This window comes from Streptomyces collinus Tu 365, assembly GCF_000444875.1.
Lineage (GTDB): Bacteria > Actinomycetota > Actinomycetes > Streptomycetales > Streptomycetaceae > Streptomyces > Streptomyces collinus_A.
This window is the reverse complement of record NC_021985.1, coordinates 2,330,264-2,343,930: the sequence shown is the minus strand read 5'-3', so window position 1 is coordinate 2,343,930 and position 13,667 is coordinate 2,330,264. Positions and strand designations below refer to the sequence as shown.

Sequence of the window (13,667 nt, the reverse complement as noted above, 5' to 3'; positions counted from 1 at the left end):
GTCAGCCCTCCGAGGGGGCGAGGCGCTCGAGCTCCGCCTGGGTGGACTTGAGCAGGTCGTTCCAGGAGGCCTCGAACTTCTCGACGCCCTCCTCCTCCAGCACCCGGACCACGTCGTCGTACGAGATCCCGAGCTTCTCCAGCGCGTCGAGGTCGGCGCGGGCCTGCTCGTACGTACCGGCGATCGTGTTGCCGGTGATCTCGCCGTGGTCCTCGGTGGCCTCCAGCGTGGCCTCCGGCATGGTGTTGACCGTGTTCGGCGCGACCAGCTCGGTGACGTAGAGGGTGTCCGGGTACGCCGGGTCCTTCACACCGGTCGACGCCCACAGCGGACGCTGCTTGTTCGCGCCCGCCTTCTCCAGCGCGTTCCAGCGGTCGGAGGAGAAGACCTCCTCGTACGCCTGGTACGCCAGACGGGCGTTGGCGAGGGCGGCCTTGCCGCGCAGCGCCTTGGCCTCCTCGGTGCCGATCCCGTCCAGCCGCTTGTCGATCTCGGTGTCCACGCGGGACACGAAGAAGGACGCCACGGAGTGGATCTTCGACAGGTCCAGGCCGCGCTCCTTGGCCTTCTCCAGGCCGGAGAGGTAGGCGTCCATGACGGCGCGGTACCGCTCCAGGGAGAAGATCAGGGTGACGTTGACGCTGATGCCGAGACCGATGACCGAGCCGATCGCGGGGATGCCCGCCATCGTGGCCGGGATCTTGATCAGGGTGTTCGGGCGGTCGACGAGCCAGGCCAGCTGCCGGGCCTCGGCCACGGTCGGCTTCTCGTTGTGCGCGAGGCGCGGGTCGACCTCGATGGAGACCCGGCCGTCCTGGCCGTCCGTGGCGTCGAAGACCGGGCGCAGGATGTCGGCGGCGTCGCGGACGTCCGCCGTCGTGATCATGCGGATGGCCTCTTCGACGGTGACCTTGCGCGCGGCGAGGTCGGAGAGCTGCTGGTCGTAACCGTCGCCCTGCGAGATCGCCTTCTGGAAGATCGTCGGGTTGGTGGTGACGCCCACGACGTGCTGCTGGTCGATCAGTTCCGCGAGGTTGCCGGACGTGATCCGCTTGCGCGACAGGTCGTCCAGCCAGATCGCGACGCCTTCCTCGGAGAGGCGCTTGAGTGCGTCTGTCATGGAATTACATCTCCTACGTGTCGTATATGGGCGTCAGCGCTGGGCGGCGGCGATGGATTCCCGCGCCTTGGCGGCCACGTTCTCGGCGGTGAAACCGAATTCGCGGAAGAGGACCTTGGCGTCGGCGGAGGCACCGAAGTGCTCCAGGGAAACGATGCGGCCGGCGTCCCCGACGTACTTGTGCCAGGTCAGGCCGATGCCCGCCTCGACCGAGACACGGGCCTTGACGGACGGCGGCAGCACGGAGTCCCGGTACCCCTGGTCCTGCTCCTCGAACCACTCGACCGACGGCATCGACACGACACGCGTCGGCACGCCCTCGGCCTGGAGCTGCTCGCGGGCCTCCACGGCGACGTGGACCTCGGAGCCGGTGGCGATCAGGATCACCTGGGGCTCGCCGCCCTCGGCCTCGAACAGCACGTAACCACCGCGCGCCGCGTCCTCGTTGGGCTCGTAGATCGGCACGCCCTGGCGGGTCAGCGCGAGGCCGTGCGGGGCGCCCTTGCCGAACTCCTTGGTGTAGCGCTTGAGGATCTCGCGCCAGGCGATCGCGGTCTCGTTGGCGTCCGCCGGGCGGACGACGTTCAGGCCCGGAATCGCGCGCAGCGAGGCGAGGTGCTCGACCGGCTGGTGGGTGGGGCCGTCCTCGCCGAGACCGATCGAGTCGTGCGTCCAGACGTACGTCACCGGCAGGTGCATCAGGGCCGACAGGCGCACCGCGTTGCGCATGTAGTCGGAGAACACCAGGAAGGTGCCGCCGTAGACGCGCGTGTTGCCGTGCAGCGTGATGCCGTTCAGCTCCGCGCCCATGGAGTGCTCGCGGATGCCGAAGTGGATCGTGCGGCCGTAGGGGGAGGCCTCGGGCAGCGGGTTGCCCACCGGCAGGAAGGAGCTGTCCTTGTCGATGGTGGTGTTGTTCGAACCGGCGAGGTCGGCGGAGCCGCCCCACAGCTCGGGGATCACCGCGCCCAGCGACTGGAGCACCTTGCCGGAGGCGGCACGGGTGGCGATGGCCTTGCCCGTCTCGAAGACCGGGAGCTTCTCCTCCCAGCCGGCGGGCAGTTCGCCGCTGCTGATGCGGTCGAAGTCGGCCGCGCGCTCGGCGTTGCCGTCGCGCCACTCCTGGAAGGACTTCTCCCACTGCGCCTTGTACTCGCGGCCCCGGTCCAGGGCCTGGCGGGTGTGGGCGAGCACCTCGTCGGAGACCTCGAAGGTCTTCTCCGGGTCGAAGCCGAGGACGCGCTTGGTGGCCGCGACCTCGTCGTCGCCGAGCGCCGAGCCGTGCGCGGCCTCGGTGTTCTGCGCGTTCGGGGCCGGCCAGGCGATGATCGAGCGCATCGCGATGAACGACGGCCGGTCGGTGACCTGCTTCGCGGCCTCGATGGCGTTGTAGATGGCGTGCGGGTCGAGGTCGCCGTCCGGCTTCGGGGCGATCCGCTGCACGTGCCAGCCGTAGGCCTCGTACCGCTTGACCGTGTCCTCGGAGACGGCCGTCTCGGTGTCGCCCTCGATCGAGATGTGGTTGTCGTCCCACAGCAGGATCAGGTTGCCCAGCTTCTGGTGGCCGGCCATCGAGGACGCCTCGGCCGAGATGCCCTCCTGCAGGCAGCCGTCGCCGGCGATGCAGTAGATGTAGTGGTCGAAGGGGGACTCGCCCTGCGGGGCCTCCGGGTCGAAGAGACCGCGCTCGTAGCGGGCGGCCATGGCCATGCCCACCGCGTTCGCCACACCCTGGCCCAGCGGGCCGGTGGTGGTCTCGACACCCTTGGTGTGCCCGTACTCCGGGTGGCCCGGCGTCTTCGAGCCCCAGGTGCGGAAGGCCTTGAGGTCGTCCAGCTCCAGGCCGAAGCCGGCCAGGAAGAGCTGCGTGTAGAGGGTCAGGGACGAGTGGCCGGCGGACAGCACGAAGCGGTCACGCGCGACCCACTCCGGATCGGCCGGGTCGTGCCGCATCACCTTCTGGAAGAGGGTGTATGCGGCGGGGGCCAGGCTCATCGCCGTTCCGGGATGGCCGTTGCCGACCTTCTGTACGGCGTCGGCGGCAAGAACACGGGCGGTGTCCACGGCCCGCTGGTCCAGGTCGGTCCACTCAAGGTCTGTGGTGGTCGGCTTGGTGCTCACCCTGGGTCAGGGCTCCTCTCCACATGTCGGTCGCCGGTCTTTCGGGACGTGCCCTCACCCGGCCGCCGGTGCACTGCCTGCCCACCGGCCGTTGTCGAGCCTACCCCCGTAAGGACGTGCGTTTTTTCGAGTCATTCCAGACTGCCGGGACTCTCGGAGATCCGCCTCCCGACTGGCCGAAGACGTATTCGGCACATGAATACGGAGCCGCTCATCTGACCGCTCAATCGAGTCACCGAAGATCTCAAACGGGCCGCACGCCAACACGAGCCCACCCCCGCGAAGGCCGGGGTATGGGCAACGTCTAAAGTGGCGTGGTACGCGCGAGCCTTTTACCGGGACCTCACACGGGGAGGCTTGCTGGGATGTCTCTGTCAGGGGTGTGCGTGACGGCCGTCGAATCCCGTCCTGGGGCCACCTCCCAGGCCGTTGAGGCCCTGGGGGAGGGTGTGCTCGCCGGTGCGAGCCGGAGCCCGGTTCACCGGCCGTTCGGGGCCCGTGTCAAGGCCTTCGTGGCGCTGACCAAGCCGCGGATCATCGAGCTGCTGCTCATCACCACGGTGCCGGTGATGTTCCTGGCGCAGCAGGGCGTGCCCGACCTCGGCCTCGTGCTGCTGACCTGTCTCGGCGGCTACCTGTCGGCGGGCGGCGCCAACGCGCTGAACATGTACATCGACCGGGACATCGACGCCCTGATGGACCGCACCTCGCAGCGCCCGCTGGTCACCGGCATGGTGAGCCCGCGCGAGTGCCTGGCCTTCGGCATCACGCTGGCGGTCGTCTCGACGCTGCTGTTCGGGCTGACCGTCAACTGGCTGAGTGCCTGGCTCTCGCTCGGAGCGCTCCTCTTCTACGTCGTCGTCTACACGATGATCCTCAAGCGGCGTACCTCCCAGAACATCGTCTGGGGCGGCATCGCCGGCTGCCTGCCCGTGCTGATCGGCTGGTCCTCGGTCACGAACTCCATGTCGTGGGCGCCGGTCGTCCTCTTCCTCGTCATGTTCTTCTGGACGCCGCCGCACTACTGGCCGCTGTCCATGAAGGTCAAGGACGACTACGCGCGCGTGGGCGTGCCCATGCTCCCGGTGGTCGCGTCCAACAAGGTGGTCGCCCGGCAGATCGTCATCTACAGCTGGGTGATGGTCGCCGTCTCCCTGCTGCTGACCCCGCTCGGCTACACGGGCTGGTTCTACACCCTGGTCGCGCTCGCGGCCGGCGGGTTCTGGCTGTGGGAGGCCCACGGGCTGCAGAACCGCGCGAAGGCCGAGGTGACCGGCGCGAAGCTGAAGGAGATGCGGCTCTTCCACTGGTCGATCACCTACGTGTCGATCCTGTTCGTCGCGGTCGCGGTGGACCCGTTCCTGCGCTGAACGTCCCGACTCCCGACGGGAGGGGCGCGTGGTCAAGGCCACGCACCCCTCCCGTCGCCGTTCGATCTACCCGTCGGTAGCATCCTGGCCATGGCAGACACGCAGCAGGTTGACCCCAAGGCCGAGCGCACGGCGGCGAAGCTCGCCCGGCAGATCACCGCCTTCGCCAAGGCGCACGGCGGTGCCGAGGGCCAGGTGGCCCACATCGGCGAGCGCGGCGCCCGGATCGTGCTCGTCGGCGAGGACGGCGGCTGGGGCGACCTGGTGGCCCCTGACACCACGACCGCCGAGCAGGCGGTGGCGAAGGCCGGCATCACCGTCCACGAGTCCTTCGACGGCGAGTTCGCCGCGAAGGTCGCGACGGGGCCGTACGAGTGGAAGCGGATGGCCGGCATCCAGGTCGGCGGCTAGGCGCGCGCGGCGGGCGGGGGTGGATCCACCGCCGTCGAGCGGTGGTGGTGCGCCGGAGCGCGGCCCGCGAGGGCGCGCGCTCCGGTATCCGGCCGCGGCCGGACCGCCACCTGGCACCCCGCTCACCCGTTAGGACCGGTAGGCCAGCGCAGCGCCCACGCGTCCTCCCGGGGAGCCGGAATGATCGAAACGCCGTCCCTCGTGGACCAGTACTGCCACGGCGTACTGCGCACGGAGCTGGGTCTCGGCACCTTCGAGGCCCAGCTCGTGCGGACCGAGGGCCCGCCGGCTCCGGGCACCACCCTCTTCGACACCCAGACCGGCTTCGCCGTACGCCGCTGGTGTCCGCCCCTGCTCGGCCTCGAACCGCACTGCCCGCCCGCCCGCTACCTCGCCCGGCGCCGCGAACTCGGCGTGCTGGAGTCGGCCCGCAGGCTGCTGCGGGGCAGCGGCATCACCACCTACCTGGTCGACACCGGGCTGCCCGGGGACCTCACCGGCCCCGACGAGATGGCCCTGACGGGCGACGCCGAGGCACGGGAGATCGTCCGCCTCGAACTGCTCGCCGAGCAGGTCGCCGACACCTCGGGCACCGTCGAGTCCTTCCTCGCCAACCTCGCCGAGTCGGTGCACGGCGCGGCCGCCGGCACCGTCGCCTTCAGCTCCGTCGCCTGCCTCCGGCACGGTCTGGCCCTGGCCCCCGAGCCCCCGGGGCCGGGCGAGGTGCGAGGCGCGGCGGGCCGCTGGCTGGCCGGACGGCGGGTGGGCGGCGAGCTGACGGACCCGGTGCTGCTGCGGCACCTGCTGTGGATCGCCGTCGCCTCCGGCCTGCCGCTGCAACTGCACGCGGGACTCGGCGGGCCCGGCTCCCGCGTCGACCGCACCGACCCGGTGCCGCTCACCGACTTCGTACGGGCCACGGCGGGTCTCGGCACCGACCTGATCCTGCTGCACGGCTACCCGCACCACCGGCACGCCGCCCACCTGGCCGGCGTGTTCCCGCACGTGTACGCCGACTCCGGCGCGGCCCTCGTCCGCACCGGCGCCCGCGCGGCCACCGTCCTGGCCGAGATCCTGGAACTCGCCCCCTTCGGCAAGATCCTCTTCTCCAGCGGCGCCCACGCCCTGCCCGAGCTCCACGTCGTCGGCGCCCACCTGTTCCGCGAGTCCCTGGCCCGTGTCCTCGGCACCTGGGTGGCCGACGGCGCGTGGTGCCTGGAGGACGCCCAGCGCGTGGCCCACATGGTGGCCGCGGGGAACGCGCGGCGGGTGTACGGGCTGCAGTGAGGCGCAAGGGGCGCAAGGAGCGCGAGGGGGCGGGCTCGGCGGGGGCCGGCTGTCCGGTCGCCCGGGTGGGCCCGGGGCGCGGGGCGCGTCGGAGGCGGCGGGGGCGCGCCGGACAAGAGGTCACGGCCCGTGCGAGCGAACGCACCGGCGGGCCCGGCGACGGTGGCTCGCGTGCCCGCGCAGTCGCGTGCCCCGCGCGGTCGGGCCCTCCACGGCGGCGGCACAGGGCCGGGCTCGGCGCGTGCGGGGGCACCCCGGTCGCCGTGGGCGGCGTGGCCCATGGTGGCGGCACGCCCCGCGGGGCCGGGCTCTCGGCGGGAGCGGGACCCCGCCGTCCGCGGGGACCTGGGCGCGCCGCGCCCCGAGAGGATGCCGTACCCCGAGAGCTGTACCGCGGCGGCGGTTCCCGGCAGACTGGCGCGATGCCTACCGACGCGCTTCTCGCGCGCTTCGTCCGGGAGCTGGCGCCGCTCGGGACCCGTGCCGTCTGGGCGCACGGGTCGCTGGCCGGCGGGGACTACCAGGAGGGACGCAGTGACCTCGACCTGGTCGCGGTACTGCGGGAGCCGCCCAGGCTCCAGACCGTGCGGAAGGTGGCGACGGCGCACCGGCGGCTGCGGGCCGAGCCGCTCGCCGGGCGGCTGCACTGCAGCTACGTCGCCCCGGCCACCCTGGACGACCCCGAGCGGCCGCACCTCACCTGGGCGCACGGGCGGCTGATGCGCCGCCCTGTCACCCCCGTCACCCGGCGCGAGCTGCACGACTTCGGACGGGTGCTGTCCGGCGAGGCGCCCGCCGGGCTGCTCCCCGAGGTGCCGGACGCGGAGTTGCGCGGCTTCGTCGTCAGGGACCAGCGGGACTACTGGCGGCCCGCGGTGGACAAGGCCCGGCTCTGGCGCCAGGACATCTGGGTCGACCTGGGCCTGCTCACCTTCGCCCGGGCCACGGTGACCCTGCGCGAGGGCCGGCTGGTCACCAAACGGGAGGCACTGGGGGAGCTGCGCGAACTCGGCGCGCCCGAGGAGGTCGTCGCGGACATCGAACGACGCCGCTACCCGGACACCGCCCCCGGCACGGACCCCGCTCCCGGCGCCGCCACGGCCGGCGGACCGGACACCGCCCCCGGCACGGGCACGGCCCCCGCCCCCGCGGACGACCACCGGCTCACCGTCCGTGCCGAGCTGACCCGTGCCTACCTCGGGCCCGCGATCGACGCGCTGGTCGCGACGTACGGCTGACCGCGGGCCCGGTTCGGAATCCGGGCCCGGACCACGGGCCCGGACAACGGGTCAGGCGCGGGTGCCGACCGGGACCTCGGCCGAGGGGCCGGGCAGGTCGAACGCGTCCTCCGGGCGTTCCCGCAGCGCCAGCAGCACCCGCAGCACGCCGATCCACACCAGGCAGGAGCCCAGCATGTGCAGTGCGACCAGGATCTCGGGCAGGTGCGTGAAGTACTGGACGTAGCCGATGACACCCTGCGAGAGCAGGATCAGGAACAGCTCCCGGGTACGGCCGAGCGGACCCCGGGGGGCGTCGACGGCCTTGAGGACGAACCACAGAGCGAAGGTGAGCGTCACCACGATCCAGGCGAGCACGGCGTGCAGCTTGCCGACCGTCTCCCAGTCGATCGGGATCCGCGCGACCTCCTTGGAGTCGCCCGCGTGCGGCCCGGCCCCGGTCACCACCGTGCCGACCGCGATGAGCAGCGTGGAGGCGGCCACCAGGAACCACACGAGCTGCTGCACGGCCTTGCCGACCAGCGGGCGCGGCGCCCCGTCGCCCTCGCGGGTGCGCTGCCACATCACCGTGGCGACGGCGATCAGCGCCGAGGAGAGCAGGAAGTGCGCGGCGACCGTGTACGGGTTCAGGCCCACCAGGACCACGATCCCGCCGAGCACGGCGTTGCCCATGACCACCCAGAACTGCGCCCAGCCCAGCCGGGTCAGCGCGCGCCGCCACGGCTTCTGCGCGCGCGCCGCGACGATGGCCCAGCCGACGGCCGCGCACAGCACGTAGGTCAGCATGCGGTTGCCGAACTCGATGACCCCGTGGAAGCCCATGGCCCGGGTGGTGGTCAGCGAGTCGTCGGTGCAGGTCGGCCAGGTCGGGCAGCCGAGGCCCGAGGCGGTCAGCCGCACGGCGCCGCCGGTGACGACGATGATCACCGACATGACGAGCGCGGCGAGGGCCGCCCGCTGCACGGTCCGGGGATCCGGGGTCCAGCGGTCGGCGACGAAGGCGAGCGGGTTGCGCACGGCCGCTACGGCGTCGGCACGGTTCAGCTTTGGCACGCGCACCATGGTAGGCCGCCGCTTGTGCACGCGTTCACGAGGGTCCCGTCCCGCGTACGACCCGGGGGTCCGCCCGGCTACTCCCAGCGGAAGAACTTCCCGGCGGCGGCCAGCCCCACGACCGCCCAGACGGCGAGGACGCCCAGGTCGCCCCAGGGTGTGCCGGACCCGTGCTGGAGCACGGCCCGCAGGCCGTCGGAGAGCGCCGAGACGGGCAGCAGGCCGAGCACGTGCGATCCGGCCGTGCCGAACTTCTCCAGCGGCACGATCACCCCGCCGCCGACGAGCAGCAGCAGGAAGACCAGGTTGGCGGCGGCCAGCGTCGCCTCCGCCTTCAGGGTGCCGGCCATCAGCAGCCCGAGGCCGGAGAAGGCGGCGGTGCCGAGGACCAGCAGGAGCAGGACGGCGGCCGGGTTGCCGTGCGGGGACCAGCCCAGCGCGAAGGCGATCACCGTCAGCAGGATCACCTGGAGGACCTCGGTGACCAGCACGGAGGCCGTCTTCGCGGTCATCAGGCCCCAGCGGGGCAGCGGGGAGGCCGCGAGCCGCTTGAGCACGCCGTAGCGGCGCTCGAAGCCGGTCGCGATGGCCTGGCCGGTGAAGGCCGTGGACATCACCGCGAGGGCCAGGATGCCCGGGGTGAGGAAGTCGACCGCCTTGCCGGCGCCGGTGTCGACGATGTCGACGCAGCTGAAGAGGACGAGCAACAGGGTCGGGATCACGACCGTCAGCAGCAGCTGCTCGCCGTTGCGCAGCAGCATCTTCGTCTCCAGCGCCGCCTGGGCCGCGATCATGCGCGGAAGGGGCGCCGCACCCGGCTTCGGGGCGTAGGTACCGACACTCACGACCGCAGCTCCTTGCCGGTCAGTTCCAGAAAGACGTCCTCCAGGGTGTGCCGCTCCACCGAGATCCGGTCCGGCATCACCCCGTGCTGGGCGCACCACGAGGTGACCGTGGCCAGCAGTTGCGGGTCGACCTTGCCGACGACCCGGTAGCCGCCCGGGGTCAGCTCGGCCGCGGTGCAGTCGGCGGGCAGCGCCTTGAGCAGCGAGGCCACGTCGAGGCCGGGGCGGCCGGTGAAGCGCAGGGTGTTCTCGGCGCCGCCCCTGCACAGCTCCTCGGGGGAGCCCTGGGCGATGACCCGGCCGCCGTCGACGATCGCGACGTCGTCGGCGAGCTGCTCGGCCTCGTCCATGTGGTGCGTGGTGAGGATCACCGAGACGCCGTCGGCGCGCAGGTCGCGCACCAGGTCCCAGGTGGCGCGGCGGGCCTGCGGGTCGAGACCGGCGGTCGGCTCGTCGAGGAACACCAGTTCGGGGCGCCCCACGACGGCCATGGCGAGCGCGAGCCGCTGCTGCTGGCCGCCGGACAGCCGCCGGTAGCTCGTCCGGCCGCAGGAGCCGAGGCCCAGGCGCTCGACGAGCGCGTCCACGTCCAGCGGGTGGGCGTGCAGCCCGGCCACGTGGCGCAGCATCTCGTCCGCGCGGGCGCCGGAGTAGACGCCGCCCGACTGGAGCATCACGCCGATGCGGGGGCGCAGCTCGGCGGACTGGCGGACCGGGTCGAGGCCCAGGACGCGCACCGTGCCGGAGTCCGGCCTCCGGTACCCCTCGCAGGTCTCGACCGTGGTCGTCTTGCCCGCCCCGTTGGGCCCGAGTACGGCGGTCACCCCGGCCCGGGCCACCAGGTCCAGGCCGTTCACGGCGGTCTTGGTGCCGTACCGCTTCACCAGGCCCCGCACCTCGATGACGGGGTGCGGCGCGAAGCGTCCTCCCGGGGGGTGGTGGTCGTCAGACGGCTGGGCGGGCTCACTTCGCATGGATCCAGAGTCTAGGGAGCCGCCGCGGCCCTCATGCGGGCGGGTGCGGAAGGTACTCCTCACGGGGCCGGTGCAGCGGCAGCCAGTGCTCGGCGTAGGCCACGGCCTCCGCGACCGGGAACAGCCTGGCCTCGGCCGCCCCGACCCGGCCGCGCACGACCGGCCGGTCCCGTTCGAAGTCGTGGCCCAGCTCGTCGAACCGGTCCGAGGTGATCGACACCTCGGTCACCGTCTCCCAGCCGCCGCCCGGGGCCGGCCGGCCGACCAGGACCAGCGGGGAGGGGATGCGGTACTCGGCCAGGTGGAAGCTGGTGCAGGCGCCGTAGCCGGCCCCGAGCAGCAGGACCCGGGCGCCGAGCCGCTCCAGCCGGGCCAGCGGGCTGCGCTCGCCCAGCCGGCAGTCGGTGGCGTGGTCGGCCACGACATGGGCCGCGCGGCCCCCGAGCGCGGCGAAGGAGGTCTGCGGGTGTGCGCTGCGCCGGGCCCCCGGCCAGGTGCGGACGGTCTCCGGGATCACGCCGACCCCCCGCGAGGGCGTGACCCGCGGGTCGTAGCCGGGCATGGTGGCGCGGACCGTGTCCCACCACTCGGCGGGCACCGGCGGGTGCTGCCACACCGCCGGGTCGGACAGGTCGCCCGTCTGGGTGGGCACCACGAGCGTGCCGGACGCGCCGAGGGCGTCGAGGAGTCCCTGGACGACCGCGACGGCGCCGCCGTTGACCCAGCCGAGGGAACTGAGCGAGGAATGCACGAGCAGGGTCTCGCCCGTCTCCACACCCAGCCGCCGCAGCTGTGCGCTGACGGTGTCCCGGGTGACGAGAGGGCCGGTCGCAGGGGGTGTCGGCATGCTTCGGGAGTCTTCCCGAGGAGGCCCGGGGGCGCCACCGAGTTGCCCGGCCGGCCGGGGCGGCGGGTGGGGGTGCGCGGCAGGTCAGCGGCTGGTCGGGGGCCGTTTCCGCAGGTGGGATTAGGTATGCCTAAGTGACGCAGGGCACCGCGGGGTGATCCGGACGCCGCTTGTCAGGCTCCGAGGAATTACGCAACAATGGTGTTGTGAAATACGACGGCGAGGCTCGGGAGACCCCCACGGGGACCCCGCACGAGGAGCTCGCGGCCGGGGTGCGGTCGGACCGCTCGACGCGCAACCGGGTCGCGCGGTCGATCCTGGACCACGGCCCCTCCACCGTCGCCGAGCTGGCCGACCGGCTCGGGCTCACCCAGGCCGCCGTGCGGCGCCATCTGGACGCCCTGGTCGCCGACGACGTCGTCGAGGCGCGCGAGCAGCGGGTCTACGGCACCCGCACCCGCGGCCGTCCCGCCAAGGTGTTCGCGCTGACCGACTGCGGCCGCGACGCCTTCGACCAGTCGTACGACGCGCTCGCCGCCGACGCCCTGCGCTGGATCGCCGACCAGGAGGGCGGCGCCGAGGCGGTGGCCGCCTTCGCCCGCGCGCGGATCGCCGCCCAGGCGGGCGCCTACCGCGCGGCGGTCGAGGAGGCCGGCCCCGACAAACGCGCCGAAGCGCTGGCCAAGGCCCTGAGTGCGGACGGGTACGCTGCTACGGCGCGCAGCGCACCGGTCGGCGAACAGCTGTGCCAGCACCACTGCCCGGTCGCCCACGTGGCGGAACAGTTCCCGCAGCTGTGCGAGGCGGAGACCGAGATCTTCGCGGAGCTGCTGGGTACTCACGTGCAGCGACTGGCGACCATCGCCCACGGCGACGGCGTCTGCACGACGTTCATCCCCAAGATTTCCAAGACCAGCGACAACGCATCTGCAAGCACGGCCGGGAGGAACCCCGCATGACTCTCCCCACGGAGACTGCCCACCCCGAACTCGAGGGCCTGGGCACGTACGAATACGGCTGGGCCGACTCCGACGTGGCCGGTGCCTCTGCCAGGCGCGGCCTGAACGAGGACGTCGTCCGTGACATCTCGGGCAAGAAGTCCGAGCCGGAGTGGATGACGAAGCTGCGCCTCAAGGGTCTGAAGCTGTTCGAGAAGAAGCCCATGCCGAACTGGGGCTCGGACCTGTCGGGCATCGACTTCGACAACATCAAGTACTTCGTGCGCTCCACGGAGAAGCAGGCGGAGTCCTGGGAGGACCTGCCCGAGGACATCAAGAACACCTACGACAAGCTGGGCATCCCGGAGGCCGAGAAGCAGCGCCTCGTCGCCGGTGTCGCCGCCCAGTACGAGTCCGAGGTCGTCTACCACCAGATCCGCGAGGACCTGGAGGAGCAGGGCGTCATCTTCCTCGACACCGACACCGCCCTGAAGGAGCACCCGGAGCTCTTCAAGGAGTACTTCGGCACCGTCATCCCGGCCGGCGACAACAAGTTCGCCGCGCTGAACACGGCCGTGTGGTCCGGCGGCTCCTTCATCTACGTGCCGAAGGGCGTGCACGTCGAGATCCCGCTCCAGGCCTACTTCCGTATCAACACGGAGAACATGGGCCAGTTCGAGCGGACGCTGATCATCGTCGACGAGGACGCCTACGTCCACTACGTCGAGGGCTGCACCGCCCCGATCTACAAGTCGGACTCCCTGCACTCCGCGGTCGTCGAGATCATCGTGAAGAAGGGTGCCCGCTGCCGTTACACGACCATCCAGAACTGGTCGAACAACGTCTACAACCTGGTCACCAAGCGCGCCGTGGCGTACGAGGGCGCGACCATGGAGTGGATCGACGGCAACATCGGCTCCAAGGTGACGATGAAGTACCCGGCCGTCTACCTGATGGGCGAGCACGCCAAGGGCGAGACGCTCTCCATCGCCTTCGCGGGCGAGGGCCAGCACCAGGACGCCGGCTCCAAGATGGTCCACATGGCGCCGAACACCTCGTCCAACATCGTCTCCAAGTCGGTGGCGCGCGGCGGCGGCCGTACCTCCTACCGCGGCCTGGTCGAGATCGGCGAGGGCGCCGCGGGCTCCAAGTCCAACGTGCTCTGCGACGCGCTGCTGGTCGACACCATCTCCCGCTCCGACACGTACCCCTACGTGGACGTCCGCGAGGACGACGTGTCCATGGGCCACGAGGCGACCGTCTCCAAGGTCTCCGAGGACCAGCTCTTCTACCTGATGAGCCGTGGTCTGAGCGAGTTCGAGGCGATGGCGATGATCGTGCGCGGCTTCGTCGAGCCGATCGCCAAGGAACTGCCCATGGAGTACGCCCTCGAGCTCAACCGGCTGATCGAGCTCCAGATGGAGGGCGCGGTCGGCTGACGCCACCGCAGCTCCCGTCAAGCC

At 71.9% G+C, this 13,667-nt stretch carries 12 protein-coding genes; 6 read left to right on the top strand and 6 right to left on the bottom strand.

Annotation, left to right across the window (positions count from 1 at the left end; genetic code table 11):
• Position 1 precedes the first annotated feature (1 nt).
• The gene (tal, locus tag B446_RS10005; protein WP_020939308.1) at positions 2–1,120 is read right to left on the bottom strand and encodes a transaldolase; all 1,119 of its coding nucleotides are present in this window, start codon (positions 1,118–1,120) and stop codon (positions 2–4) included.
• A 33-nt stretch (positions 1,121–1,153) separates the two neighbouring features.
• Entirely contained in the window at positions 1,154–3,241 is a 2,088-nt protein-coding gene (gene tkt, locus B446_RS10000; protein WP_020939307.1) for a transketolase, read from the bottom strand.
• A 380-nt stretch (positions 3,242–3,621) separates the two neighbouring features.
• Between tkt and B446_RS09995 the strand changes: the two genes are divergently transcribed.
• The 4 genes from B446_RS09995 to B446_RS09980 all read left to right on the top strand — a co-directional run bounded on the left by B446_RS09995 (position 3,622) and on the right by B446_RS09980 (position 7,547).
• Positions 3,622–4,611, top strand: a complete 990-nt coding sequence (locus tag B446_RS09995) for a heme o synthase (RefSeq protein WP_043475208.1) — start codon at positions 3,622–3,624, stop codon at positions 4,609–4,611.
• 90 nt (positions 4,612–4,701) lie between these two features.
• Complete coding sequence (locus tag B446_RS09990; protein ID WP_020939305.1) at positions 4,702–5,022, top strand: hypothetical protein; 321 nt, start codon at positions 4,702–4,704, stop codon at positions 5,020–5,022.
• Positions 5,023–5,202: 180 nt separating this feature from the next.
• Positions 5,203–6,309, top strand: coding sequence for an amidohydrolase family protein (locus B446_RS09985; RefSeq protein ID WP_020939304.1), 1,107 nt, complete (start codon positions 5,203–5,205; stop codon positions 6,307–6,309).
• Positions 6,310–6,731: 422 nt separating this feature from the next.
• Entirely contained in the window at positions 6,732–7,547 is an 816-nt protein-coding gene (locus B446_RS09980; RefSeq protein WP_020939303.1) for a nucleotidyltransferase domain-containing protein, read from the top strand.
• A gap of 51 nt (positions 7,548–7,598) precedes the next feature.
• On the opposite strand, the gene B446_RS09975 is transcribed toward B446_RS09980, so the two are convergent.
• The 4 genes from B446_RS09975 to B446_RS09960 all read right to left on the bottom strand — a co-directional run bounded on the left by B446_RS09975 (position 7,599) and on the right by B446_RS09960 (position 11,266).
• The gene (locus B446_RS09975) at positions 7,599–8,609 is read right to left on the bottom strand and encodes a COX15/CtaA family protein (RefSeq protein ID WP_020939302.1); all 1,011 of its coding nucleotides are present in this window, start codon (positions 8,607–8,609) and stop codon (positions 7,599–7,601) included.
• A gap of 68 nt (positions 8,610–8,677) precedes the next feature.
• A complete protein-coding gene (locus B446_RS09970; RefSeq protein WP_052352262.1) occupies positions 8,678–9,394 on the bottom strand; it encodes an ABC transporter permease in 717 nt (238 codons plus the stop codon).
• 47 nt (positions 9,395–9,441) lie between these two features.
• On the bottom strand, positions 9,442–10,419 hold the full coding sequence (locus B446_RS09965) for an ABC transporter ATP-binding protein (RefSeq protein WP_020939300.1): 978 nt from the start codon (positions 10,417–10,419) through the stop codon (positions 9,442–9,444).
• 31 nt (positions 10,420–10,450) lie between these two features.
• The gene (locus B446_RS09960) at positions 10,451–11,266 is read right to left on the bottom strand and encodes an aminoglycoside N(3)-acetyltransferase (RefSeq protein ID WP_020939299.1); all 816 of its coding nucleotides are present in this window, start codon (positions 11,264–11,266) and stop codon (positions 10,451–10,453) included.
• Positions 11,267–11,472: 206 nt separating this feature from the next.
• Here B446_RS09960 and B446_RS09955 point away from each other — a divergent pair, with 206 nt between their 5' ends.
• Both B446_RS09955 and sufB read left to right on the top strand, forming a co-directional pair.
• Positions 11,473–12,225: a helix-turn-helix transcriptional regulator gene (locus tag B446_RS09955; protein ID WP_020939298.1), complete on the top strand. Its 753-nt coding sequence runs from the start codon at positions 11,473–11,475 to the stop codon at positions 12,223–12,225.
• Positions 12,222–13,643, top strand: coding sequence for a Fe-S cluster assembly protein SufB (gene sufB / locus B446_RS09950; protein WP_020939297.1), 1,422 nt, complete (start codon positions 12,222–12,224; stop codon positions 13,641–13,643). The genes B446_RS09955 and sufB overlap by 4 nt, the downstream gene beginning before the upstream one ends.
• The last annotated feature ends 24 nt before the right edge of the window (positions 13,644–13,667 follow it).